This window comes from Rhodococcus sp. X156 (genome assembly GCF_004006015.1).
Lineage (GTDB): Bacteria > Actinomycetota > Actinomycetes > Mycobacteriales > Mycobacteriaceae > X156.
In genome coordinates, this window is record NZ_CP034766.1 from 994,975 (window position 1) to 1,018,826 (window position 23,852).

The 23,852-nt window shown below is 70.6% G+C and carries 20 protein-coding genes and 1 pseudogene; 7 read left to right on the forward strand and 14 right to left on the reverse strand.

The annotated features are described in order from the left end of the window. Positions 1 to 27: 27 nt before the first annotated feature. From ELX43_RS04750 to ELX43_RS04780, 7 genes are all read right to left on the reverse strand, one after another. Positions 28 to 1,392, reverse strand: a complete 1,365-nt coding sequence (locus ELX43_RS04750) for an HNH endonuclease signature motif containing protein (protein ID WP_127782362.1) — start codon at positions 1,390 to 1,392, stop codon at positions 28 to 30. A gap of 126 nt (positions 1,393 to 1,518) precedes the next feature. After that, positions 1,519 to 1,893 carry a hypothetical protein gene (locus ELX43_RS04755; RefSeq protein ID WP_127782363.1) on the reverse strand — a complete coding sequence of 125 codons (375 nt, stop codon included), beginning with the start codon at positions 1,891 to 1,893 and terminating at the stop codon, positions 1,519 to 1,521. 4 nt (positions 1,894 to 1,897) lie between these two features. Continuing rightward, positions 1,898 to 2,644 carry an ABC transporter ATP-binding protein gene (locus ELX43_RS04760; protein WP_127782364.1) on the reverse strand — a complete coding sequence of 249 codons (747 nt, stop codon included), beginning with the start codon at positions 2,642 to 2,644 and terminating at the stop codon, positions 1,898 to 1,900. Beyond that, positions 2,641 to 3,375, reverse strand: coding sequence for an ABC transporter ATP-binding protein (locus ELX43_RS04765; protein ID WP_127782365.1), 735 nt, complete (start codon positions 3,373 to 3,375; stop codon positions 2,641 to 2,643). Before ELX43_RS04765 ends, ELX43_RS04760 begins: the two co-directional genes overlap by 4 nt. Further along, entirely contained in the window at positions 3,362 to 5,677 is a 2,316-nt protein-coding gene (locus ELX43_RS04770; protein ID WP_127782366.1) for an ABC transporter permease, read from the reverse strand. Before ELX43_RS04770 ends, ELX43_RS04765 begins: the two co-directional genes overlap by 14 nt. A gap of 319 nt (positions 5,678 to 5,996) precedes the next feature. Continuing rightward, positions 5,997 to 7,406 carry an ABC transporter substrate-binding protein gene (locus tag ELX43_RS04775; RefSeq protein ID WP_127782367.1) on the reverse strand — a complete coding sequence of 470 codons (1,410 nt, stop codon included), beginning with the start codon at positions 7,404 to 7,406 and terminating at the stop codon, positions 5,997 to 5,999. A gap of 273 nt (positions 7,407 to 7,679) precedes the next feature. Then, entirely contained in the window at positions 7,680 to 9,104 is a 1,425-nt protein-coding gene (locus tag ELX43_RS04780) for an ABC transporter substrate-binding protein (protein WP_127782368.1), read from the reverse strand. Positions 9,105 to 9,818: 714 nt separating this feature from the next. Between ELX43_RS04780 and ELX43_RS04785 the strand changes: the two genes are divergently transcribed. Then, positions 9,819 to 10,601, forward strand: coding sequence for an IclR family transcriptional regulator (locus ELX43_RS04785; RefSeq protein WP_241249789.1), 783 nt, complete (start codon positions 9,819 to 9,821; stop codon positions 10,599 to 10,601). Positions 10,602 to 10,682: 81 nt separating this feature from the next. On the opposite strand, the gene ELX43_RS04790 is transcribed toward ELX43_RS04785, so the two are convergent. The 4 genes from ELX43_RS04790 to ELX43_RS04805 form a co-directional block, all read right to left on the reverse strand. Next, on the reverse strand, positions 10,683 to 12,113 hold the full coding sequence (locus tag ELX43_RS04790) for an NCS2 family permease (protein ID WP_127782369.1): 1,431 nt from the start codon (positions 12,111 to 12,113) through the stop codon (positions 10,683 to 10,685). A 126-nt stretch (positions 12,114 to 12,239) separates the two neighbouring features. Next, positions 12,240 to 13,091 carry an SGNH/GDSL hydrolase family protein gene (locus ELX43_RS04795; RefSeq protein WP_127782370.1) on the reverse strand — a complete coding sequence of 284 codons (852 nt, stop codon included), beginning with the start codon at positions 13,089 to 13,091 and terminating at the stop codon, positions 12,240 to 12,242. A gap of 70 nt (positions 13,092 to 13,161) precedes the next feature. Beyond that, positions 13,162 to 13,899: a peroxide stress protein YaaA gene (gene yaaA, locus ELX43_RS04800; RefSeq protein ID WP_127782371.1), complete on the reverse strand. Its 738-nt coding sequence runs from the start codon at positions 13,897 to 13,899 to the stop codon at positions 13,162 to 13,164. Between the two features lie 108 nt (positions 13,900 to 14,007). After that, complete coding sequence (locus tag ELX43_RS04805) at positions 14,008 to 14,943, reverse strand: DoxX family protein (protein ID WP_127782372.1); 936 nt, start codon at positions 14,941 to 14,943, stop codon at positions 14,008 to 14,010. 120 nt (positions 14,944 to 15,063) lie between these two features. Here ELX43_RS04805 and ELX43_RS04810 point away from each other — a divergent pair, with 120 nt between their 5' ends. Next, the gene (locus ELX43_RS04810) at positions 15,064 to 16,800 is read left to right on the forward strand and encodes a proline--tRNA ligase (protein WP_127782373.1); all 1,737 of its coding nucleotides are present in this window, start codon (positions 15,064 to 15,066) and stop codon (positions 16,798 to 16,800) included. 17 nt (positions 16,801 to 16,817) lie between these two features. Here the strand turns inward: ELX43_RS04810 and ELX43_RS04815 are convergent, their stop codons facing one another. From ELX43_RS04815 to ELX43_RS17565, 3 genes are read right to left on the reverse strand one after another with little or no spacing between them, the layout of a single operon-like run. Beyond that, positions 16,818 to 17,228 carry a secondary thiamine-phosphate synthase enzyme YjbQ gene (locus ELX43_RS04815; RefSeq protein WP_127782374.1) on the reverse strand — a complete coding sequence of 137 codons (411 nt, stop codon included), beginning with the start codon at positions 17,226 to 17,228 and terminating at the stop codon, positions 16,818 to 16,820. Continuing rightward, complete coding sequence (locus tag ELX43_RS04820) at positions 17,225 to 17,692, reverse strand: DUF4439 domain-containing protein (protein WP_127782375.1); 468 nt, start codon at positions 17,690 to 17,692, stop codon at positions 17,225 to 17,227. Before ELX43_RS04820 ends, ELX43_RS04815 begins: the two co-directional genes overlap by 4 nt. Continuing rightward, a complete protein-coding gene (locus ELX43_RS17565; RefSeq protein WP_164860583.1) occupies positions 17,689 to 18,258 on the reverse strand; it encodes a hypothetical protein in 570 nt (189 codons plus the stop codon). Before ELX43_RS17565 ends, ELX43_RS04820 begins: the two co-directional genes overlap by 4 nt. A 94-nt stretch (positions 18,259 to 18,352) precedes the next feature. On the opposite strand from ELX43_RS17565, the gene rimP reads away from it, so the two are divergent. The 5 genes and pseudogenes from rimP to ELX43_RS04850 all read left to right on the forward strand — a co-directional run bounded on the left by rimP (position 18,353) and on the right by ELX43_RS04850 (position 23,825). After that, on the forward strand, positions 18,353 to 19,021 hold the full coding sequence (gene rimP / locus ELX43_RS04830; RefSeq protein ID WP_127782377.1) for a ribosome maturation factor RimP: 669 nt from the start codon (positions 18,353 to 18,355) through the stop codon (positions 19,019 to 19,021). Continuing rightward, entirely contained in the window at positions 19,018 to 20,073 is a 1,056-nt protein-coding gene (gene nusA, locus ELX43_RS04835; RefSeq protein ID WP_127782378.1) for a transcription termination factor NusA, read from the forward strand. The genes rimP and nusA overlap by 4 nt, the downstream gene beginning before the upstream one ends. A gap of 74 nt (positions 20,074 to 20,147) precedes the next feature. After that, a complete protein-coding gene (locus ELX43_RS04840) occupies positions 20,148 to 20,426 on the forward strand; it encodes a YlxR family protein (protein WP_346773869.1) in 279 nt (92 codons plus the stop codon). An 88-nt stretch (positions 20,427 to 20,514) separates the two neighbouring features. Then, positions 20,515 to 23,453, forward strand: a pseudogene (gene infB, locus ELX43_RS04845) (translation initiation factor IF-2). 78 nt (positions 23,454 to 23,531) lie between these two features. Continuing rightward, positions 23,532 to 23,825, forward strand: a complete 294-nt coding sequence (locus ELX43_RS04850) for a DUF503 domain-containing protein (protein WP_127782379.1) — start codon at positions 23,532 to 23,534, stop codon at positions 23,823 to 23,825. The last annotated feature ends 27 nt before the right edge of the window (positions 23,826 to 23,852 follow it).

Here is a 23,852-nt window from a genome sequence, read left to right on the forward strand (position 1 = left end):
GCGGTTGGGTGGCTTTACCGGTGGTGGCTAAGCCGCGCCACGGTGGCACCGGGGTGGGTCGGGGTCGCTGAGGTCGGGTGGGTGGTGGATCGGGTTGGTGCGTGGAACCTGTTGTGGGTCAACGTGTCGGGGTGCGATCCACTCGATGCGGCCATGGCTGCCCATGCGGACGGTGAAGCCTTCGTGGGTGATGAGGCGGTGGTCGAACGGGCAGGCGAGCGCCAAGTTGTGCAGGTCGGTGGGGCCGCCGTGTTGCCACTCGGTGAGGTGGTGGACCTGTGTCCACTGGGCGGGCATCTCGCAGCCGGGCCGGGTGCAGCCACGGTCTCGGGCGTACAGGGCTAGTCGCTGTGCCGGGGACGCCAACCGCTGACCCTGACCGAGGTGAAGCACTTGCCCGGCGGAGTCCAGCACGCAGGGCAGCCACTTCGCGTCGGCGGCCATGCGGAGCACGTCGCGCACCGGCACCGTTCCGCCGGAAGCCGTTGATGCGGAACCCGCCCGGCGTTCCAGGTCCGCCAGTCCCATGGTCACCACCACCGTGGCCGGCAACCCGCGGTTGCTCGGCAGCTCACCACCCGCCAGCGCGTTGCGGCACAGCGTGGCCAGCGCGTCGTGGTGGCGCTGGGCGGCACTGCGCGGATCCGGCACGCCATCCTCGGTGACCGGCCGCGCGGCCGCGGAGAACGCCGCGTCCACCAGGGCACGCGTCATGGGATCGAGCTCGCCGCTGATGCGGCTCATCCCATCGGGGCGTTGCCTACCGATGGTGAACCCGCGCCGCCGCGCCCGATCGGCGTCTGAGGTTTCCCGCCCATCCGGGTCCAAGTAAGCCATCAGCCGCTCAGCGGCCTTGGCCAATTCCGACGGGCGCAGCGCGCAGGCCTGCGCGGCGAGGGTCTGCTCGGCCGCCCCGACAGTCTCGGCATCCAACGAGGCCGGCAGGTCGTGCATCGTCTTGGCGATGATGTCGGCGTGGCGCGGCGAGAGGGATCCTTCCGCCTCGGCTGCTGCTGTGGCGGGCTGCAGAGGACCGAGATCCTCACCGGTGAAGGACGTCCGAGGGCCCCGCACCAAGGCGGCTCGCACCCGAGCACGGGCCTCCTGGATGTCCAGGTGCAGCACTTCTGACAACAACCCCGCCGTGCCCCGGGCCAGGAACACCGTGGCCAAGGAACGGCACTCCATCTCCACAATCAGGCGGTGGTCCACCGTGGGCTTCATCCGGTGCACTCGCTCCACCTCGCGCACCACCGCCATCACCCCAGCATCGGACAGCCCGGCCAGCGGCAGCTGCTGCAGCCGCGCCATCATCGCGGCATGCTCAGCCAGCAGCGAGGAGACCTCGTCGGGGAGGTCCTCCACTGCCACCGCTGCGGCACTCGAACTCATGTTCGAATCATAGAACTCCGCCCCGACAGTTTCTGCCCCTGACCAGCAACGAAGCCCTGACAATGCAGAACCGCCGCCTCCCGGAGCGGGAGGCGGCGGCTTGCGTCCTGAGGATGACCAGCAAGGTCAGACGGTGGTCTTGTCCCTCTCGACACCGGAACCACCCAGGGCGGCGGCGAGCTGGTCCACGTGGGCCTGGCCCTCGTAGAGCTGGCGCAGCAGCCACAGCCGCAGCACCTTGGCCAGCGCACCGGCGAGGTAAAGCGCGGCACCGAGGACGGTGAGCGCGACGAACGCCAGGGTCAGCACCTGGGTGGACAGCACGTCCACACTGGTCTGGCTCAGCGACATGGAGTAGCAGACGAACGCGGCGATCACGCCGACGGCCATCCCGAGAACACCGAGTCCCTGCACCAGACCGTCGCGGCGGGAGCCACCGGTCTTGAGCTTGAGCTCGGCCACATCTGTCTTGAACTGCTCACGACGCTGCTCAGCAGTCATCAGGTCATCCTCCTAGGTAGCTGGTTGAAAGCTCGTTCTCGATCTCGTCCGGTGCGCCCACTCGCACCAGCCGGCCCTGCAGCATCAGCGCCGCCGAGTCCGCGATGGGCAGGACTGCCCGGGCGAACTGCTCGGCGACCAGGATGGTCAGCCCCTCTGCCGCCAGCTGGCCCACCGTGTCGTACATCTGCGACACGATCAGGGGAGCGAGCCCCATGGACAGCTCGTCGAGCAACAGGATCGTGGGGTCGGTGCCCAGTGCCCGGGACAGCGCCAGCATCTGCTGCTCACCACCGGACATGGACCCCGCCAGCTGGTTGCGGCGCTTGCCCAGGATGGGGAAGCGGGCGTACGCCACCTCCTCCATGTGCTCCAGGCTGGTGCCGGTGCCGGTGCCGATCCAGAGGTTCTCGCGGACGCTGAGGTTGGCGAACACCCCACGGCCCTCGGGGATGGAGCACACCCCGAGCCTGGCGAGGTCCGAGGCACCTGCGCCGTTGACGGCCCGGCCGGACAGCCGCAGCTCGCCCGAGCTGACCGGCACCAGGCCGGAGCAGATCTTCAGCGAGGTGGTCTTGCCGGCACCGTTGGGACCCAGCAGGGCCACCACCTGCCCGGGCAGCACCTGCAGGTTCACGCCGTGCAGCACCTCGATGGCGCCGTAGCCGGCGCGAACGTCGGCGAGCTCCAGGATCGGCTCGACGGCGGGGTGGGCCGGCCCGCTGCCGGGAGCGGTGAGCGTGTCGGTCATGCGACGTCCTCCGTGCCGATGTAGGCGGCGATCACTGCGGGGTCCTGGCGCACCTGCTCGGGCGTGCCCGAGGCGAGCAGCGAGCCGAAGTCCAGGACGTGGATCATCGAGCACACCCGCATCACCAGTGGCAGGTCGTGCTCCACCAGGCAGATGGCCAGGCCGCCGGCGGCCAGCTGGACCAGCAGGTCGGCGAACTGGTCGGTCTCGTGCTCGGTCTGGCCCGACGCCGGCTCGTCCAGCAGCAGCACGCGGGGCTCGGTCATCAGCGCCCGGGCCAGCTCGACCACGCGGGCACGGCCGGTGGGGATGTCGGAGACGTCCTGGGTGGCGATGTCGCCCAGCCCGCACAGCTCGAGCACCCGGTCGGTCTCGGCGTTGACGTCGATCCGCTTGCTGCGGCCGTTGGCGTTGTGGATGTCCCCGGCGACGCGGATGTTGTCCCGCACCGACAGCGACATGAACAGCTCCAGCCGCTGGAAGGTGCGGGCCAGGCCACGGTGCGCGCGCTTGGGCGGACGCATCTTGGTGATGTCCTCGCCGTCGAGCAGGATCTTGCCGGCGGACGGGCGCTGCAGCCCGGTGATGGTGTTGAACAGCGTCGTCTTGCCAGCACCGTTGGGGCCGATCAGCCCGGTGATGGTGGCGGGCTCGATGCTGATGCTCACGTTGTTGACGGCGACCAGGCCGCCGAAGCGGACCGTGATGTCGCGGCTCTCAAGCAGAGGCATTGGTGCTCAGCTCCTTGTTCTGGTCGGTGCCGTGGTGGCCGGCGGCGGGGGAGGCGGCGAGGCCGGTGGGGACCGCGCCGACGAACGCGGGCAGGCCGAGCTTCTGGTCCAGCGCGTGGCGGTCGCGCTCGGAGAACGGCACGTCCACCCCGATGAGCTCGGGCGGCGTGACCTTCCGGCGGGCGATCTCCTCCTTGCCGAGCACCGCCTCGGGCATCAGCATCTGGCCGAACACCGGCAGCAGGAAGACCAGGGTGATGGTCAGGATGCCGAACCACCACTTGTCGATGGTGTCGGTGTAGGCCAGCAGGTAGAGGATGACCTCGATGACCGCGCCACCGATGAGCACCGGCTTGGCGTTGCGCAGGGCGCGGTAGCCCTCGGTCACCTGGTGCACCGTGCCGCTGGGGTTGGCGCCGACACCGAGACCGATGAGGGCCGGGCTGACGGCGGCGATGTGGCCGAGCGTGGTGTACACCGAGGACAGGTTCTCGTGGTCCATCGCCAGGTCGTTGAACGTGGAGATGACCATCGTGAAGCCGACGCCGGACATGATGCCGCCGAACAGGGCGCCGGTGACGTAGCCGATGCCTGCCGCCACGGTGAGCATCAGCAGCGAGAGGCTGACCAGCACCGAGAAGCTGTCCGACTGGACCGAGCCGATGGCGCTGGACATCAGGATGCCGCCCAGGCCGGCGATGGCGGCGGAGATGACGAAGACGCTCAGCTTCAGCCGGACCAGGCTCTGGCCCAGGGTGGCCGAGGCCGCCTCGCTGTCCTTCATGGCGGCGAGCCGTCGTCCGTAGCCGCTGTTGCGCAGCGCCACCAGGCCGATGCCGATCAGCGCGAACAGCGCCGTGGTCGTCATCAGGAAGGTGTCACCGTCCTTGAGGTCCAGCGGGCCGACCTTGACCGGCGGGATCAGCAGGTTGCCGTCGGTGAACAGCGAGAACTTCTTGCCGAAGAGCTCGTGCTGGGAGATGTCGTTGAGGACCATGTTGGACAGGAAGACACCGAAGGCCAGCGTGGCCAGCGCCAGGTAGAGCCCCCGCAGTCGCAGTGCGGGCAGGGCGACGATGCCGCCGACCACCGCCGCGGCGGCCATGCCGAGCAGCACGCCCACCAGGGTGGTGCGGCTCTCGTAGCCGAACGTGGTGGTGCCGAAGTGGAAGACCACCACGGTGGCCACCGCGCCGAAGGAGATCGCCGCGAGGTTCATCTGCCCGGCGTAGCCGGTGAGCACGGTGAGCGAGAGGGCGATGATCGCGAACGTCATGCCGGTGGTGAGCAGGGTGACCGCGGAGTCGACCATGAGCAGCTTGATCAGGAACACCGCGACGACGAGGAACGCGCCCCAGGCGATGGCCGAGCGGACGGTGGGCACGTTGGCCCGCTCCCGGGTGCGCACCGCAGCGCCGGAGAGCCGGTCGTGCGGCAGCACGATGAGGACCATGAACAGCACGATCATCGGCAGCGAGATACGGAAGTTGCTGGTCCACGTCCAGGTGGAGGGGAAGTAGGCCAGCACGTAGGTGCTCGCCAGGCCCAGCACGATGGCGCCGACGAAGGTGCGGGGGATGCTCTTGAGCTTGCCGAACATCGCGGCGGCGAAGGCGTCGATGACGAGCAGCGTCAGCGCGTTGGCCTCCAGCGACCCGCCGCTGATGGGAGTGATGAGGATGCCGGCCAGCACGGCGAGCACGGAGCCCATGGCCCAGGAGGTGGCGGCGATGCGCTCGGGGTTGTGGCCGTTGAGGCGCAGCAGGTCCGGGTCGTCCACCGCGCCCCGCATGGACACGCCCATGCGGGTGCGGGTGAACATGATGCGCAGGCCGATTGCGATGAGCACGGCGACCACGAGGGCGATCAGGTCGTGGGTGCTGATGACCGACCCGAAGAGGTCGATCTGGCTGCTGTTGCCGAAGAACTTCTCCGAGCTGCGGGAGTCCTTGGGGTCCCAGAACCAGTGGGACAGGTAGATCGCACCCAGCAGGATGGACACCGTCACCACGATCTTGGTGACCTCGGCGGTGTTGCGCAGGCCCTTCATGATGAAGAGGTAGAGGCCCCAGCCCATCAGCGGGCCGATGACGCCGAGGGTGATGAGCAGAGCCACCGGGGTGGGCAGCCCCCAGCCGGAGCGCAGCTGCCAGTAGCAGAACGCACCGAGCATGGCCTGGGCACCGTGGGCGAAGTTGAAGATCCCCGAGGTGTTGTAGGTGAGCACGAGGCCGGACGCGGCAATCGCGTACACGGCACCGAGCACGAGTCCCAGGATCGTGAAGGTCACAAAAGCGTTCATCTACACACCTTCGGCAAGTGGGCTGGCTGGAGTGGCGCGGACTGCGGTGCCACTGGTGTTCAAGTTGTGAGCACCGGTGGTCGGCACTGGATCGTGGGGAGAGAGCTCCGAAAGACCTGCTCGGGGCAGCGCTGGGCCGTTCGCGCGGCCTGCTGAGCGCTGGACGGGCAGAACGCTATGGTGCGACCTAGGTCACTCCTGCACCCAGTCTCAGTGAGTGGGAGCACCGTGGTCACGTCCTGATCGGCCACGAGGGGTGGCACTCGTCGAATCGAGTGCCACCCCTCGTGGGCTGGTCCTGCCGCCGCTCGGGCCTGAGTCAGCTCTGCGGCAGGATCACGTTCGGCGTCAGGTACTTGGTGCTGATCCGGTCCGCGTTCAGCTGGGTGCCCCAGGCGGACTCCGAGATCTTGACCAGGTACTTGCTGTCGCAGTCGAACTCGGCGCGCTCCTTGGGCAGGATCTGGCTGAACTTGCCGTCCTCGAGCTTGACCGTGAGCGAGCAGTCGGTCGGCATGTTCTTGCCGGGGTCGGTCTTGGCGTGCAGCCCGCCACCGGTCCACTCGTTCACCGTGGACAGCTTGTTCACCATGCACTGGCGGGTGAGGTCGCTGCCGCACTCCTTGGCCGCGGTGGCCCACAGCAGGAACGAGGAGGTGGCCTGCATGCCCAGCAGAGCCGGCTTGGCGCCCGCGCCGTTGACCACGTCGAGGTACTTCTGCACCGCCGGCACCTTGTCGGCGTTCTCGAAGGGCTGGAAGGCCATGTCGATGTTCAGCTTGGGGATCTTGGTGGTGGCGTTCCACTTGGCGACGGCGTCGGTGTAGAAGGTGGTGCCCAGCATGTAGTTGGGCTGGACGCCGACCTGGTCGATGGCCTGCAGCAGGTTGTAGATGGCCGGGGTGCCGGCGCCGGTGTAGAACACCGTCTTCATCCCGCAGGACTTGTACTTCTCGGCGAACGGCACGAAGTTGGGCTCGCCGGCGTAGTTGGTGGTCACGCCGCAGTTCTTGGGGACGATGCCGGCGGCCTTGGCGCCCTCGGTGGCCTTGACGTTGGTGGAGATGACCGCGGGCAGCGTGGTCGCCATGATCTCGGTGCCGGCCTTGGCCTCCGGGTCCAGCTCGATCAGGTGCTGGAACTGGGAGTTGCTGAAGTAGTCCACCGGCGTCGGGAACGCCTCGTACATCATCGGGCCGTTGAGGGCGTCCGGGCTGACCACGAACCCGGGGACGGTCGCGAGGTTGCAGCCCACCCGGGTGGCCTCCCCGCCGGCGTCACCGGCGAAGCCCTGGCCGACCAGCATGAAGTCGCTCTTGCAGGCTTGCTGCATCACCGAGTTGACCTTGGTGATGGAGGCGTCGTACTGGTTGCCCTTGATCTCGCGGCCGTTGATCCCGCCCTGCTTGTTGCACCAGGCGATCATGGCCTTGACCGCGTCGCCCATCTCGGCGTTGAGGCCGGGGTTGATCGCGTAGCCACGGTCGTCGCCGTAGCCGATCGTGATCGACTGGTCGGTGACGCCCTGGTCGGTGGAGCCCTTGGCGTCGCCCTGGCCGCAGGGGGATTCCAGCGTGCCGAACTTCTCGGAGGCCGCGGTGACCGCGGTGGTGGGGGCGCCGGCGCCGGGGTCGCTGCCAGTGTCCGACCGGCTGGACGAACAGGCCGGGACCACCAGGGCAATCGCGGTCAGCGCCGCTGCCGTCTGGACGACTTTCCTCAGTCTCACAAGCTCTCTCCTCACCCTGTGCCCGAGGTGCCCCAGGCGTTGAACGGAACCTAGGGTGCGACGAACATCACGCCGGAAGCCTTCCCGTTGAGTGGGATGGACGTCGCCGTCAGGAGGAAGGTGTGGCAAGCGAACGACATGACAGACAGTGGCGTGGCGGCGCGCAGAGTCACTGCTTCTGGCAACGCAGAGGGGCGGCACCGCTCGCGCGGTACCGCCCCTCCGCCGGACCTGGGGGTCCGGCCAGCTCGCCTCAGATCAGCGCTGTCGTGATCAGCTCTGCGGCTTGATGGTGTTCGGTGTCAGGTACTTGGTGACGATCCTGTCCTCGTTCAGCTGGGTGCCCCAGGCCGACTCGGAGACCTTGACCAGGTACTTGCCGTCGCAGTCGAACTCGCCCTGCGTCTTGGGCAGGACCTGGTTGAACTTGCCGTCCTCGAGCTTGAGGGTCATGGAGCAGTTCGCCGGCTTGTTGGCGCCCGGGTCGGTGGTGGCGTGCATGCCGCCACCGGTCCACTGGTGCACCTTGGACAGCTCGTTCACCATGCACTGGCGGGTGAGGTCGCTGCCGCACTCCTTGGCCGCGGTGGCCCAGAGCAGGAACGACGAGGTGGCCTGCATGCCCAGCAGGGCGGTCTTGCCGCCGGTCGGGGTCACGATGTCCAGGTACTTCTGCACCGCGGGCACCTTCGACGCGTTCTCGAAGGGCTGGAAGGCGATGTCCACGTGCATGTTCGGAATCTTGGTGGCGGCGTTCCACTGAGCAACGGAGTCGGCGTAGAACGGCGTGCCCAGCACGTAGGTGGGCTGGGTGCCCACCTGGTTGATGGCCTGCAGCAGGTTGAAGATGGCCGGGGTGCCCGAGCCGGTGTAGAAGGCCGAGGTCATGCCGCACGACTTGTACTTCTCGGCGAAGGGCACGAAGTTGGGCTCACCGGAGAAGTTGGTGGTGATGCCGCAGTTCTTCAGCGTGAAGCCCGCCTCCTTGGCGCCCTCGACGGCCTTGAGGTTGGTCGAGGTGACCGCGGGCAGCGTGGTGGAGATGACCTCGGTGCCCGTCTTGGCGTCGGGACTCAGGGTGGCGAGGTGGTGGAACTGGGAGTTGTTGAAGTAGTCCGCCGGCGTCGGGAACGCCTCGTACATCATCGGGGCGTTGAGGGCGTCCGCGCTGGTCACGTACCCGGGCACGGTGACGAGGTTGCAAGCGACGCGGGTGGCCTCGCCACCGGCGTCGCCGGCGAAGCCCTGGCCGACCAGCATGAAGTCGCTCTTGCACGAGTCCTGCATCACCGAGTTCACCTTGGTGATCGCGGCGTCGTACTGGTTGCCCTTGATCTCGCGGCCGTTGATCCCGCCCTGCTCGTTGCACCACGCGATCATCGCCTTGACGGCGTCGCCCATCTCCTTGGACAGGCCGGGGCTCGCGGTGGCGCCGCGGTCGTCGCCGTAGCCGATGGTGATCGACTTGTCGGTGACGCCCTGGTCGGTGGCGCCCTTGGCGTCGCCCTTGCCGCAGGGGGAGTCCAGCGTGCCGAACTTCTGCGACGACGCGGTGCTGGCGCTCTCGCTGGACGAGGAGGTGCTGGAACCGCTGTCGGCGCCCACCGCAGTCTCGGTCCGGTCGGACGAACAGGCCGGGACCACCAACGCGATCGCGACCAGCGCTGCCGCCGTCTGCGCAGCTCTCTTGTATCTCACTGTTTCTCCTTCACCCTGTCCGCGCTCGCGGCAGGATCTGGTGCGCCTACTTGCAGGATCTGCCCAGACAGGGGCCCGGGTCCTGAGGAACCTAGGACGAGACCCAGGTCATACCGCGGGGCGTCTCAGTGAGTGAGATCACTCGAACTCACCGTCAGCGGGACCCGGATCGAGCGCTCCGACGTGCGGCAACGCGGTGACCATTGCCCGGCCGGGGGCGGTGTCGGAGGCGGTCCCGGGTTCCCGCCCGAGGTCGCCAGGGGGCCGCGAGCTCGCCCGCGGCGGGCGATGAGTGCGACGCACATCACACAGGGTGCCGTCTCGATGGCCGAGATCGTCGGTGTCACCGGGCGTGCTCCGGGTGCCGCCCTCGCGCGGTCGGGCTGGTGCGTCCCTAAGGGCCTGCTGAGAGCCCCTTGGCGACCGTTCGGACGGCTCTGCGCGGACCCGTGCGCGCGCGGTTCTAGACCAGTCTGCGACCCGCAACTCGCCGGTGTCCCGCTGTCTGGGAGCCTCGTCGCGACACGGACTAACAAGCACTCGCTTGGTTGTGATGCGCCCCACTGCTACAGTTTTCATAATTGAGTTCAGTTCTTCGGCGTTCCTGCAGGTGGGGGCCGTAATGAGTCAGACGGAGGCACGATGACAGCGGTCACGAACCCACAGGTTCAGGCAGCGGCCCGCCCAGCGCTCCCGCCCTCGATGGTGGAGCGGATGACGCTCATCGTCGATGCGTTCGACAGCCGCTTCACCCGGCTGAACCTCGAGCAGATCGCGTGTCGCACCCATCTGCCGCGCTCCACCGCGCACCGGATCCTCGACCAGCTCGTCCAGCTGAGCTGGCTGGAGCACACGTCCATGGGCTACAGCCTGGGCCGGCGGGCACTGGGCCTGGGCGGCCAGGACGGCGCGCACGGCGAGATCCGCAAGGCAGCGGCGGACGTGCTGCACAGCCTGCACCTGCGCACCGGCATGGTGGTGCACCTGGCGGTGCTGGACGGCTCCATGGAGATGTACCTGGACAAGGTGGGCGGCCGCTACGCCAGCGTGCTGCCCTCCAAGGTCGGCCAGCGCTCGGCGATCTACAAGACCACCGGCGGTCGCGCCATGCTGGCCTGGCTGGAGCCCGAGCGCGTCGACGACCTCGTCGGTGAGCGCATCACCCGTCCACCACAGCCGGGCAAGTGGGACCTGATGAGCCTGCACCGCGAGCTCAACCGGATCCGGGCCCGTGGCGGCATCTCCCTGGACCGCGGGGAGTTCACCGCGGAGTGCCCGAGCGTGGCCGCCGCCGTGCGCACGCACGAGGGACCGGTTGCCGCCATCAGCCTGTGCGCCGAGTCGGGCAGCGCCCAGCTCGACCGCGTGGTCCCGCTGCTGGCCGACGCCGCCCGCCGGGTCTCCCAGGCGCTGCTGCCCGACCCCGCACCGGCCAGCGCCTCCCGCTCCGTGCAGGCCCCCACGGTGGTTCCCCGCGGAGCAGCCGCCCGCCGCTGAGCCGTCCGGACCCAGCAACGCCAGACGCCCTGCCGCCATCCGTGAGGATGGGCGACAGGGCGTCTGTGCGTCCGAGGGGTGTCAGCCGATGAGGTCCTCGATCGGCCCGACGGCGAAGTAGGCGACGAACAGCAGCGCCACCACCCACAGCAGGGGGTTGATCTCCTTGCGGCGGCCGCGGGCGACCCGCAGCACCACCCAGGTGATGAAGCCGACGCCGATGCCGTTGGCGATGGAGTAGGTGAACGGCATGACCACGATGGTGAGGAAGGCCGGCAGCGCGATGGAGAGGTCGCTGAAGTCGATCTCCTTGATCTGGGCGATCATCAGCGCGCCCACCACCACCAGCGCGGGAGCGGCGGCCTCGATGGGGATCACCGAGTACAGCGGCGTGAGGAACATGGCCGCCAGGAAGAGCACGCCGGTGACCACGTTGGCCAGGCCGGTGCGGGCGCCCTCGGCGATGCCGGAGGCCGACTCGACGAAGACGGTGTTGGACGAGGCCGAGCCGACACCGCCGGCGATGGCACCCACGCCCTCGACCACCAGTGCCTTGCCGACACCGGGGAGGTTGCCGTCCTTGTCGGCCAGGTCGGCCTCCTTGGCCAGACCGGTCATGGTGCCCATGGCGTCGAAGAAGTTGGCCAGCACCAGGGTGAACACGAGCAGGCTGGCCGAGAGCGCACCGATGCGGGCGAAGGCGCCGAAGCTGACCTCACCGACCAGGCTGAGGTCGGGCAGGCTGGCGAAGACGTCCGGCAGGATCGGGACGCTGAGGTTCCAGCCCTTGGGGTCCACGCCGTTGGACGGGCCCACGTCGAAGATCGCCTGCAGGATGGCGGCGAGCACGGTGGTGACGACGATGCCGATGAGCAGGCCCGCGCGGACCTTGCGCACCACCAGCACGCCCATGAGCAGCACGCCGAAGACGAACACGAACGTGGGCCAGGACCCGATGGAACCCTCGATGCCCAGCCCGACCGGCACCGTGGTGTTGGCGGCGTCGGGCAGCCGGCGGACGAAGCCGGCGTCGACCAGGCCGATGAAGGCGATGAACAGGCCGATCCCGACGGCGATGGACGCCTTGAGCGCGCTGGGCACCGCGTTGAACACCCGGGTGCGCAAGCCGGTGAGCGCGAGCACCAGGATGATGATGCCGTCGATGACCACCAGGCCCATGGCCTCGGGCCAGGTCACCTGCGGGGCGATGGTGACCGCCAGCAGGGTGTTGATGCCGAGGCCGGTGGCGATGGCGAACGGGTAGTTGGCGATGACGCCGAACAAGATCGTCATCACGCCCGCCACCAGCGCGGTGACGGCGGCGACCTGGGCGACCGGGAGGATGTTGCCCACCACGTCGCGGTGCGCGCTGGGGGAGTCGGCGGAGAAGCTGCCGAGGATCAGCGGGTTGAGCACCACGATGTAGGCCATGGTCACGAAGGTGACGATGCCGCCCCGCACCTCACGGCCGACCGTGGACCCTCGTTCGGTGATCTTGAAGTAGCGGTCCATGAAGCTCGTCTGCGCCGGACGTGGCGAGGTCTGCGCCGTGGTCAAAGGTGTCTCCAGGGAGATGGGAAGTGGCCGCCGCTGCGATCGCTGCTGGCGTGGTGGTCACGCCGTTGTGACGCGGTGATACTAGCCGCAGGTGAGAGGGCCGATCGGCCGCAGTTCTGGGCGCTTGGCACCGAGCAGGTCGCCGGAGGACTCCCCCCGCATGCGCCGCTGCACCCAGGGTGCGAGGTGCTCGCGGGCCCATCGCGCCGTCTCCCTGGCGTTCTCGCGGCGGCTGGGCGTCGGCTGCACCGGCAGCGGGTCGGCCCACCCGGTCTCGGTGGGGGAGCAGCCCAGCGTGCTGAGCGCCTCGAGCGCCACGCGCCGGTGACCTTCGCTGGTCATGTGGATGCGGTCGTCGGCCCACATCCGCCAGTCCTGCAGCGGGGCGAGCCCCCACTGGTTGAGCACGTAGGCGTCGTGCTTGCGGGCGATGGTCCAGATGTGCGCGGTGTAGGTGGCCACCCGGCCGCGGGTGTGACGCACCACGGGCGCGCCCCGGGGGTCGGCGGGAGTGGCGATCAGCACGTCGGCCCCCGCGGCGCGCAGCCGGCCCACGGCGTCGTCGAGCTCGGCGGCCAGCGCCTCGACGTCGGCACGCGGACGCATGATGTCGTTGCCGCCCCCGCTGATGCTCACCAGGTCCGGGGCCAGCGCGATCGCCTCGTCGGTCTGGCGGCCGGCGATGTCCGCCAGCAGCCGGCCGCGGATGGCCAGGTTGGCGTAGGACAGCCCTGCGGCCGGGGTGTTCGCGTGCGCGGGGCCGCCGGAGCTGGCGCTGCCGTTCTCGGCGATGGCGGCCAGGTGCCCGGCCAGGCGGTCGGCCCAGCCCACGTAGTAGTCGGGCTGGTCGGGGTGGGCGTCGCTCATGCCCTCGGTGAAGGAGTCACCGATGGCGACGTAGCGGGTCCAGGGCCGGGACGGGCGGGCAGGCACAGCAGGGGTCTCCTGTCTGGGGGGGTGGAGCCGGGGGCGCCGGTGGGCGTGCCCGGAAGGCGAGGAAGCGTCAGGTGAGCAGGACGAGCTCGGTGGGACCGCTGACCTCCACCCGCAGCCCGGCGCGGCGCGCGACGGCGGCCACGCCGCGCACGTCGGCCGGCTCGGCACGGGTCAGGGCGAGCGCGCGGGCCAGCAGGCCCTTGTGGGACTTGTTGAAGTGGCTGACCACCTTGCGGCTGCCGTCGGGCTGCTCGGTGAGCACCGTGGCGGTGACCGCACCCGGCGCCGGACCGAGCGCGGCGTAGGCGCCGGAGCGCAGGTCCACCACCAGCCCGTCCACGGCCTCCAGCGCGGGCACCAGCACCGGGCGCCACCGGGCGCGCAGGGTGCCCACCTCGGGCAGCGTGGAGCCGGCGGAGAGCCGGTAGCGGGGGATGCGGTCACCGGCGCGGAGCAGGCCGAAGAGGGCGGAGCCCACGGCCAGGCGGGACAGCGCCCGGTCGCGCTGGGCGGCGGTGAACGAGCCGGCGTCGAGGGCGTCGTAGAGGACACCGGTGTAGCGGTCCAGCGCCGCGGTGGTGGGCGCCTCCCACAGGCGGGCGTTGTGCTCGGCCTCGTCGGCCTGCTTGGGGCCCAGGCCGAGCGCGGCCATCATCACCGGGGGGTCGGTGGCCAGCTTGGTGAGCGCGTCCAGCAAGCTGCGGCGCAGCTCGGTCAGCTCGGCGAAGCCGAGGGTGGCGAGGTCCAGCGGGAGTCCGTCGCCGCCGTGAGCCTTGGTCTCCGACGGCGGAAGCAGCACGAGCACTGACCTACCGTATCGCCGCCGGTCACGGCGGGACCGGGCGCCCCGACCGACCCCGGACAGACGCCGACGGCCCGGCAGGAACCTGCCGGGCCGTCGGTGATCGTCAGGTCAGAGCCAGCGACGCTCCGCCTTGCGACGCTGCTTCGCGCTCTCCTTGGCCAGCTCGGCGCCGCGCTCGCGGGCCTGCTCGGCCAGCTCGGCACCACGCAGGCTGGCGACGGTGGCGAGCTCGGCGCCACGGGCCCGGGCCAGGTCGGCCCACTCGGAGCCACGCTCGCCGGCCACGGCGGCGAGGACCGCGCTGCGGGCCTTGGCCTGCTCGGCCAGCACCGGTCCGCGGTCGCTGGCGACCTGGGCCAGCTCACCGCCGCGCTCGGCGGCCAGGCGGGCCAGCTCGGCGGCACGCACCCGGGCAGCCTGGGCCAGCTGCTCGCTGGAGGCCGACAGGCGCTTGGTGGTGTCGCTCTCGGCGACGCGGTGGGCCAGCTCCTGGCCACGCTCGGCGGCCTTGCTGGCGGCCCCGGCCAGGGACTCGCCCTTGCCGGAGGCGCCGGCGGCGGCGAAGGGGACCGCGGTGGAGACGGCGGCGCTGGCAGCCTTGGCGGCCTTGCGTCCGCGCCAGCCCAGCGAAGGCTTGCCCTCGGTGTCCACGGCGGCGAGCATCAGCCCGCCCAGCAGGCCCACGTTCTTGATGAACTGCTGCTGGTCAGCAGCCTTCTTCTTCGGGTCGGTGGCCTCCCAGAAGGGGTGGCCGGCGACCGTGGTGGGGATGAGCGAGGCCGCGAGCACGGTGGAGGCGAGGCGGGGTGCCTTGCCGGTGGCGAGCAGCAGCCCGCCCAGCACGTGCACGCCGGCGTTGATCTTCACCAGGGTGTCGGGGTCGGTCGGCACGTTGGCGGTGACGTCGTCGGGCAGGGCCTCCTCAGCCTTGGTGATGAGGGGGGTGGCCTGCTCGACCCGCGCGCTCGGGTTGCGCAGCGTGTTGATGCCCCCCGAGATGAACGAGGCGGCGAGCATGGGTCGAGCAAGACGACGGATCAGCACTGAATCCTCCTGTGGTGACGGTGATGGACCTGTAGGACCCTATTCGCCAACTCTACGAAGGGGAACGCCACTCCGCAGGACGGCGGGAGGCCCGCGCGTCGGCGACTACGCTGACCACCCGTGATCACCCGCCTGTCCTCCCTGTTCCTGCGCACCCTGCGCGACGACCCCGCTGACGCCGAGGTGCCCAGCCACAAGCTGCTGGTGCGCGCCGGCTACGTGCGCCGCATCGCTCCCGGCGTCTACTCCTGGCTGCCGCTGGGCCTGCGGGTGCTCCGCGAGGTGGAGCGGGTGGTGCGCGAGGAGATGGACGCCATCGGCGCGCAGGAGATCAGCCTGCCGGCGCTGCTGCCCCGCCAGGCCTACGAGACCACCAACCGGTGGACCGAGTACGGCCCGGCGCTGTTCCGGCTCAAGGACCGCAAGAACAACGACTACCTGCTGGGCCCCACCCACGAGGAGATGTTCGCGCTCACCGTGAAGGGTGAGCTGAACTCCTACAAGGACTTCCCGGTCACCCTCTACCAGGTGCAGACCAAGTACCGCGACGAGGAGCGCCCGCGCGCGGGCATCCTGCGCGGCCGCGAGTTCATCATGAAGGACTCCTACTCCTTCGACCTCGACGACGAGGGCCTGGCCAAGTCCTACGCCGCCCACCGCGGCGCCTACCAACGGATGTTCGAGCGCCTCGGCCTCAAGTACGTCATCGTCTCGGCCATGTCCGGAGCCATGGGTGGCTCGGCGTCGGAGGAGTTCCTGGCCGAGAGCGCGAACGGCGAGGACACCTTCGTCCGCTGCCTGGAGTCCGGCTACGCGGCCAACGTGGAGGCCGTCACCACGATGGCCCCGCCCGCCCGGTCGCTGGAGGGCCTGCCCGAGGCCCGGGTGCTGGACACCCCGGACACCGCCACCATCGACGCCCTGGTGACGTGGGCCAACGGTGCTGACCTGGGCCGCACCGTCACCGCGGCCGACACGCTGAAGAACATCCTGGTCAAGACCAAGCTCCCGGGCGGTGAGTGGGAGCTGGTGGGCGTCGGCATCCCCGGCGACCGCGAGGTGGACACCAAGCGGCTGGAGGCGGCGCTGGAGCCGGCCGAGGTGGTGCTGCTCACCGAGTCCGACTTCGCCAAGAACCCGTTCCTGGTCCGGGGCTACATCGGCCCGCGCGCGCTGGCCGCGAACGGCGTGCGCTACCTGGTGGACCCCCGCGTGGTCACCGGCACCGCCTGGATCACCGGCGCCGACGAGGCGGGCAAGCACGTGGTGGACCTGGTCTGCGGGCGCGACTTCACCCCCGACGGCACCATCGAGGCCGCCGAGGTCCGCGACGGCGACCCCTCGCCCGACGGCGGCGGGCCGCTGGTGGCCGCCCGGGGCATCGAGATCGGCCACATCTTCCAGCTCGGCCGCAAGTACACCGACGCGTTCACCGTGGACGTGCTGGGCCAGGACGGCAAGAAGGTCCGGCCCACCATGGGTTCCTACGGCGTGGGCGTGTCTCGCCTGGTCGCCGTCATCGCCGAGCAGTGCCACGACGAGCGCGGCCTGCGCTGGCCCGCCGAGGTGGCCCCGGCCGACGTGCACCTGGTGATCGCTGGCAAGGACGCCGACGCCACGGCGGGGGCGGAGCAGCTGGCCGCTGACCTCGACGCCCGCGGGGTGCGGGTGTTCCTGGACGACCGCAAGGCGTCTCCCGGCGTCAAGTTCGCCGACGCCGAGCTGCTGGGCGTGCCGGTGATCTGCGTGGTCGGCCGCGGCTGGAAGGACGGGATGGTGGAGCTGCGCGACCGCTTCGCCGGCACCAGCCGCGAGGTCCCCGCCGCCGAGGCACTGGAGCTGCTCAGCGGGCGGTAGCTCCCCGGAGGTCCGGCTCAGCCGCGCAGGTAGCTGAGCCGGACCTGGCGGGTGGTGTTGTCGCCGTTGGTGTCCACCAGGCACACCGACTGCCAGGTGCCCAGCGCCAGCTCGCCGCCGAGCACCGGGATGGTGGCGTGCGGGGCGACGAGCGCGGGCAGCACGTGGTCGCGGCCGTGGCCGGGGGAGCCGTGCCGGTGGCGCCAGCGGTCGTCGGCGGGCAGCAGCTCGCGCAGGATCGCCAGCAGGTCGGTCTCGCTGCCCGCGCCGGTCTCCAGCACCGCCACCCCGGCGGTGGCGTGCGGCACCCACACGTTGAGCAGGCCCTCGTCAGCGTCGCAGTCGGCGAGGAAGCGGGCGCAGTCGGCGGTCAGGTCGGCGACGGTCTCGGCGGAGCCGGTGCGCACCTCGAGCACGGTGGTCTTCATGGCTGTCCCGGGAAGGCAGTGGTGACGGGGTTGGTGGTCAGCGCGGCACGCCAGTAGGCGGCGCGCACCGCGCAGTCGGTGAGCGCCGCGGCGGCGGTGGCCCGCAGGCCGGTGGCGCTGGCGTCGGGCGCGGAGCGCTCCAGCACGGCCCGCCAGGCCACCGCGGTCTCGGTCTCCACCCGCACGCCCAGCTCGGCGGCCGTGATCGGGTCGTTGACCGCGACGGGCAGCGTGTAGCCGGCCGCGGCGTGCGGCGGGGTGGCGCCGGTGGCCCGCAGCGCCTCGCTGGTGGCGTCGCGGCGGGCGCGGTGTGCGGCGGAGACGGCGGTGACCCAGGCCTGGCGCTGCGGCGACGCGTGGGCGTCCACCACGCCGTAGGCGAACACGGCAGCGTGCTCGGCGGCCACGGCGTCGGCCAGGGCCTGCTGCTGCTCGGCGGCGTCGGGGGTGCGGGGGGTGCTCATGCCAGCACCGCCTGGTGGCTGGCGCAGGCGGCGGCGACGGAGCCCAGCAGCCCGGCGCGGTAGGCCGGCTCGGTCCGCGCCAGCTCGGCGGCGGCGCGCTCGTGGGCCTGCAGCTCGGTCTTGAGCTCGGCCACGGTGGCCGGGCCCGGGGTGGCCGGGGCCGTCGACCCGGCCGCGGACGTGGTGGCCGGCTGGGTGGTGCTGGTGGCCCCGGACTGCGGGGTGGCCGGGGTGGGGCCCGCGGCGCGGGTGACCTCCGCCTCGATGGCCTCGGCGTGCGCCGTGCGGTCGGCGGACACTGTGCTGAGCACCACAGCCTGCTCGGGAACGGTGGTGGCCAGCTGGGTGGCGGCGGCGGCGTCGGCACGGGCTGCGGCGGCGAGGGCGATCAGCGGGTCCACCCGAGGCTCGACGTCCTGTTCCTGCTGGTCAGGGCTGTCTGAACCGCCCAGCACCCCGCACCCGCTGGCCGCCAGGGTCATTGCCACCGCAGTGGCACCGAGCGCGAAGCGGCGGCGGGTGAGCACCGGCAGGACGGGGCTTGTAACGGGAGGCACGACGGTCATCTTGCCAGCCGCGAGCCGCTAGTCTGAGCATTCGCGGGCGCACTCCAGTCGCCTGCCACAACTGCACGCCTCAACCCAGCTGGGAGCCCCACTCATGCCCGTCCCGCCCCCAGACAAGGTCACCGAGCTCATCGGTGACGTCGTCGCCGGCTTCGCCTGCGACCTGGAAGGTGTCACGGTCTCCGCAGCGGGCCGTCGCAGCGTCGTCCGCATCATCGTGGACTCCGAGGACGGGCTGGAGCTCGACGAGGTCGCCGAGCTGAGCCGGGCCATCTCCGCGGTGCTCGACGCCACGCCCGGCGTGGCCGACTCCTCCTACACCCTCGAGGTCACCACACCCGGCGTGGACCGCCCGCTCACCCTGGAGCGGCACTGGCGCCGTGCCCGCGGCCGACGAGTCGCCGTGACCCTGGAGCAGGAGAAGGTGAGCGGCCGGGTGGGCGAGGTCGTCGACGGCACCGTGACGCTGGTGCTGACCGCTCGACCGCAGCCACAGGTGCGCACCGTCGCGCTGGCCGACGTCCGCTCCGCCGTGGTCGAGGTGGAGTTCTCCCGGCCGGACCCGGCCGAGCTGGCCATCACCGGAGCGCCCCGCGGTGCGGTCCCCGGGGAGCCGGTCGAGCTGGGGGAAGCGACCGGCGACACCCAGGACGACGACACCGAAGACCACGACACCGAAGACACCGAAGACACCGAAGACAGTGACGCGGGGGGATCGAGCACGGTGGACAACGCCGTGGCGGACAACGAGGAGAACAAGTGAATATCGACGTCGCGGCCCTGCGCGCAATCGAGTCGGAGAAGGGCGTGTCCATCGAGACCGTCATCTCGGCGATCCAGTCCGCGCTGCTCACCGCGTACAAGCACGTCGACGGCCACCAGCCGGACGCCCGCATCGACGTCGACCGGCGAACCGGCCTGGTCCGGGTGATGGCCCGCGAGGTCGACTCCGAGGGCAACCTCGTCTCCGAGTGGGACGACACCCCGGAGGGCTTCGGCCGCATCGCCGCCACCACGGCGCGACAGGTGATCCTGCAGCGGCTGCGCGACGCCGAGCACGAGCACACCTTCGGCGAGTTCGCCACGCACGAGGGCGAGATCGTCGGCGGCGTGGTGCAGCGCGACTCCCGGGCCAACGCCCGCGGCATGGTGGTGGTGCGCATCGGCAGCGAGGCCACCGGCGTGGAGGGCGTGATGCCACCGGCCGAGCAGGTGCCCGGGGAGAGCTACGAGCACGGCGAGCGGGTCAAGTGCTACGTCGTGGGCGTCACCCGCGGCCAGCGCGGGCCGGTCATCAGCCTCTCCCGCACCCACCCGAACCTGGTGCGCAAGCTCTTCGCCCTGGAGGTGCCCGAGATCGCGGACGGCTCCGTGGAGATCATGGCCGTCGCCCGCGAGGCCGGGCACCGGTCCAAGATCGCGGTGCGCACCAAGGTGGCGGGGCTCAACGCCAAGGGCGCCTGCATCGGTCCGATGGGGCAGCGCGTGCGCAACGTCATGAGCGAGCTGGCGGGGGAGAAGATCGACATCATCGACTACGACGACGACCCCGCCCGCTTCGTCGGCAACGCCCTGTCGCCGTCCAAGGTCGTCAGCGTCACCGTGGTGGACGAGGCGGCTCGCGCTGCGCGCGTGGTGGTCCCGGACTTCCAGCTGTCCCTGGCGATCGGCAAGGAAGGGCAGAACGCACGGCTGGCCGCGCGGCTCACCGGGTGGCGAATCGACATCCGCAGCGACGCGGCGCCGACCGACGAGACGGCCGCCGCGGGACCGGGTGAACGGGACGGTTCGTCGCAAGGCCGGCAGGAGCGCTAGACTTGTCCGTGGTCGAGCTTGACGCCCTGTGTTCCACTCGGTCCGCCGCGGCACACCAGCCGCAACGGACCTGTGTGGGGTGCCGGGTCCGGGCGTCGACCGCCGAACTGCTCAGGGTAGTTGCGCGAGGCTCGTGCGTGATCCCTGATCCGCAGCACAGGATGACCGGACGGGGTGCGTGGTTGCACCCCACCAGCCGGTGTCTGGACGCTGCGGAGCGGCGGCGAGCACTTCCCAGGGCACTGCGTGTTCCTGGTCCGCTCGACGTCAGTGCAGCAGCCGCCCTCGTGGCGGACAGTTCGGTGAGCACCACAGAGCATGCCCACCAAGGAAGACAGGCCAAGAACTCATGAGCACCCCGTGAAGTCTCAGTGATGAACGTCCGTCGGTTGTAACCGAGGTCGTGCGGATCTTGCCGCCGGCCTCCCAGTAAGGAGAGCAGTGGCAGGTAAGGCCCGCGTGCACGAGCTAGCGAAAGAGCTCGGTGTCACCAGCAAGGATGTTCTCGCCAAGCTCAAGGAGCAGGGCGAGTTCGTGAAGTCAGCGTCTTCCACGGTCGAGGCGCCAGTCGCCCGTCGACTGCGGGAGGCATTCCCCGGAGCGAACGGCAGCAGCGCGGCCCCCGCCGCGCAGCCCACGCCGGGTGGAGCCCGTCCGGGACCCCGTCCCGGCGCGCGTCCGTCCGCCCCCGAAGCGCCTGCAGCGCAGCAGCCGTCCGGCCCCCGGCCGGGCGCTCCCGCGCCGTCGCCGGCCCAGCAGGCTCCTGCCCCGCAGGCACCCGCCGCCCAGCGTCCGGAGCCGCAGGCCCCGGCCGCGCAGGCTCCGGCACCGCAGGCACCCGCGGCTCGGGCCACCTCGGCCAAGCCCGGTGCGCCCGCACCGCAGGCCCCCGCGGCAGCTCCGGCTCCCGCGCCGCAGGCTCCTGCCCCGCAGGCACCGGCAGCTCCGGAGCCCCAGGCCCCCGCGGCTCAGGCTCCCGCAGCCCAGGCTCCGTCGGCCCCGTCGCCGGCCGGACCCAAGCCTGGTCCCAAGGCTCCGGCGCCCAAGGCTCCGCGAGTGGGCAACAACCCGTTCAGCTCTGCCCCGACGCCGCCGCGCCCTGCGGCTGCCCCGCGTCCGGGTGCAGCGCCTGCCCCCGGTGCCGGTGCTCCGCGTCCGGGTGCACCGCGTCCGGCCGCCGGTCCTGGTGGACCGCGTCCGGCTCCTGGCGCCGGTGGTCCCCGGCCCAGCCCTGGCAACATGCCGCCGCGTCCCAGCCCGGGTGCGATGCCCCAGCGTGCGGCCCGTCCGGCTGCCGGTCCTGGTGGTCGTCCCGGTCGTCCGGGTGCTCCCGGCGGTGCTCGCACCGGCGGTCCCGGTGGCGGCGGCAACTACCGCGGTGGTGGCACCGGTGCGCCGGCAGGTCCCCCGCGGGCTCCGGCTTCCGGGGTCGTCCCGGTGGCGGCAACCGCGGTCGGGGTGCTGCGGCTGGTGCCTTCGGTCGCGCGGGCGGTCCCGTCCGTCGCGGTCGCAAGTCGAAGCGGGCGAAGCGCGCCGAGTACGAGAGCATGCAGGCGCCCGCCGTCGGCGGCGTGCGGCTGCCGCACGGCAACGGCGAGACCATCCGGCTCGCCCGCGGTGCCTCGCTGTCGGACTTCGCCGAGAAGATCGACGCGAACCCCGCTGCGCTGGTGCAGGCCCTGTTCCACCTCGGTGAGATGGTCACGGCCACCCAGTCGGTCAACGACGAGATCCTGGAGCTGCTCGGCTCCGAGATGAACTACGTCGTGCAGGTGGTCAGCCCGGAGGACGAGGACCGCGAGCTGCTCAACGCCTTCGACCTCACCTACGGCGAGGACGAGGGCGGCGAGGAGGACCTCGTCGTGCGTCCGCCGGTGGTCACCGTCATGGGTCACGTCGACCACGGAAAGACCCGACTGCTGGACACCATCCGCAAGGAGAACGTCCGCGAGGGCGAGGCCGGTGGCATCACCCAGCACATCGGTGCCTACCAGGTGCTCACCGAGCTCGAGGGCAACCAGCGACTGGTCACCTTCATCGACACCCCCGGTCACGAGGCGTTCACCGCCATGCGTGCCCGTGGTGCGAAGGCCACCGACCTGGCGATCCTGGTGGTTGCCGCCGACGACGGCGTCATGCCGCAGACGGTGGAGGCCATCAACCACGCCCAGGCAGCGGACGTGCCGATCGTGGTGGCGGTGAACAAGATCGACAAGGAGGGGGCCAACCCCGAGAAGATCCGCCAGCAGCTCACCGAGTACAACCTGGTGGCCGAGGAGTACGGCGGCGACACGATGTTCGTCGACATCTCCGCAAAGCAGGGCACGAACATCGACGCCCTGCTGGAGGCCGTGCTGCTCACCGCGGACGCGGCGCTGGACCTGCGGGCCAACCCGGACATGGACGCCCAGGGTGTGGCCATCGAGGCCCACCTCGACCGCGGCCGTGGCCCGGTGGCCACCGTGCTCATCCAGCGAGGCACGCTGCGCGTCGGTGACTCCGTCGTCGCCGGTGACGCCTACGGCCGGGTGCGCCGGATGGTCGACGAGCACGGCGAGGACGTCCTCGAGGCGACCCCGTCGCGCCCGGTGCAGGTCATCGGGTTCACCTCGGTGCCCGGTGCCGGCGACAACCTGCTGAAGGTCGACGAGGACCGCATCGCGCGGCAGATCGCCGACCGTCGCAACGCGCGCAAGCGCAACGCGCTGCAGGCTCGCTCCCGCAAGCGGATCAGCCTGGACGACCTGGATGCGGCGCTCAAGGAGACCAACGAGCTCAACCTCATCCTCAAGGGCGACAACTCCGGAACGGTGGAGGCCCTCGAGGAGGCGCTGTACAACATCCAGATCGACGACGAGGTGCAGCTGCGCGTCATCGACCGCGGTGTCGGTGGCATCACCGAGACCAACGTCAACCTGGCGGCCGCGTCCAACGCGATTATCATCGGCTTCAACGTCCGCGCGGAGGGCAAGGCCACTGAGCTGGCCACTCGCGAGGGTGTCGACATCCGGTACTACACGGTGATCTACCAGGCCATCGACGAGATCGAGAGTGCGCTCAAGGGCATGCTCAAGCCGATCTACGAAGAGGTCGAGCTGGGCCGCGCGGAGATCCGGGCACTGTTCCGCTCCTCCAAGGTCGGCACGATCGCCGGTTGCATGGTCAAGTCCGGCCAGGTCAAGCGCAACGCCAAGGCCCGGCTCATCCGGGACGGTCGCGTCATCGCCGAGAACGTCAACGTCACCTCGCTGCGGCGGGAGAAGGAAGACGTCACGGAGGTTCGCGAGGGCTTCGAGTGTGGTCTGACCCTGTCGTACTCCGACATCAAGGTCGACGACATCATCGAGACCTACGAGATGCGCGAGAAGCCGCGCGACTAGTCCGCAACGCGCGGGTTGGGTGTGCCACGAGCACACCCAACCCGCGCGGTTGTGGCTCGACCAGCCGGAGGTGCCGACGTGTACGTGGGTGTCCTCGAGCTGGACGTGCTCCTCGGTGACGTCGCCTCGCTCAAGCAGAAGCGCTCCGTGGTCCGGCCCGTGGTGGCCGAGCTGCGGCGCCGCTTCGAGGTGTCGGTGGCCGAGGCTGGACTGCAGGACCGGTACCGGCGCAGCGTGATCGGTGTTGCCGTCGTCTCGTCGGATGCTGCTCACATGCACCAGGTGCTGGACTCCTGCGAGCGTATGGTGGCCGGGCGGCCGGAGCTTGACCTGCTCTCGGCGCACCGCCGGGTCCTCGGCCCGCACGACTAGCCACCGCTGGTCTCAGTGGCACTGGCG

What these genes read in the sequence shown, in the direction of transcription:
- ELX43_RS04760 (WP_127782364.1), bottom strand. Translation starts at nt 2,644, where the DNA reads ATGACCGACACGCTCACCGCTCCCGGCAGCGGGCCGGCCCACCCCGCC.
- ELX43_RS04765 (WP_127782365.1), bottom strand. Translation starts at nt 3,375, where the DNA reads ATGCCTCTGCTTGAGAGCCGCGACATCACGGTCCGCTTCGGCGGCCTG.
- ELX43_RS17565 (WP_164860583.1), bottom strand. Translation starts at nt 18,258, where the DNA reads ATGACCGTCGTGCCTCCCGTTACAAGCCCCGTCCTGCCGGTGCTCACC.
- ELX43_RS04785 (WP_241249789.1), top strand. Translation starts at nt 9,819, where the DNA reads ATGACGCTCATCGTCGATGCGTTCGACAGCCGCTTCACCCGGCTGAAC.
- ELX43_RS04750 (WP_127782362.1), bottom strand. Translation starts at nt 1,392, where the DNA reads ATGAGTTCGAGTGCCGCAGCGGTGGCAGTGGAGGACCTCCCCGACGAG.
- ELX43_RS04820 (WP_127782375.1), bottom strand. Translation starts at nt 17,692, where the DNA reads ATGAGCACCCCCCGCACCCCCGACGCCGCCGAGCAGCAGCAGGCCCTG.
- ELX43_RS04770 (WP_127782366.1), bottom strand. Translation starts at nt 5,677, where the DNA reads ATGAACGCTTTTGTGACCTTCACGATCCTGGGACTCGTGCTCGGTGCC.
- ELX43_RS04755 (WP_127782363.1), bottom strand. Translation starts at nt 1,893, where the DNA reads ATGACTGCTGAGCAGCGTCGTGAGCAGTTCAAGACAGATGTGGCCGAG.
- ELX43_RS04790 (WP_127782369.1), bottom strand. Translation starts at nt 12,113, where the DNA reads ATGGACCGCTACTTCAAGATCACCGAACGAGGGTCCACGGTCGGCCGT.
- rimP (WP_127782377.1), top strand. Translation starts at nt 18,353, where the DNA reads ATGCCCGTCCCGCCCCCAGACAAGGTCACCGAGCTCATCGGTGACGTC.
- ELX43_RS04815 (WP_127782374.1), bottom strand. Translation starts at nt 17,228, where the DNA reads ATGAAGACCACCGTGCTCGAGGTGCGCACCGGCTCCGCCGAGACCGTC.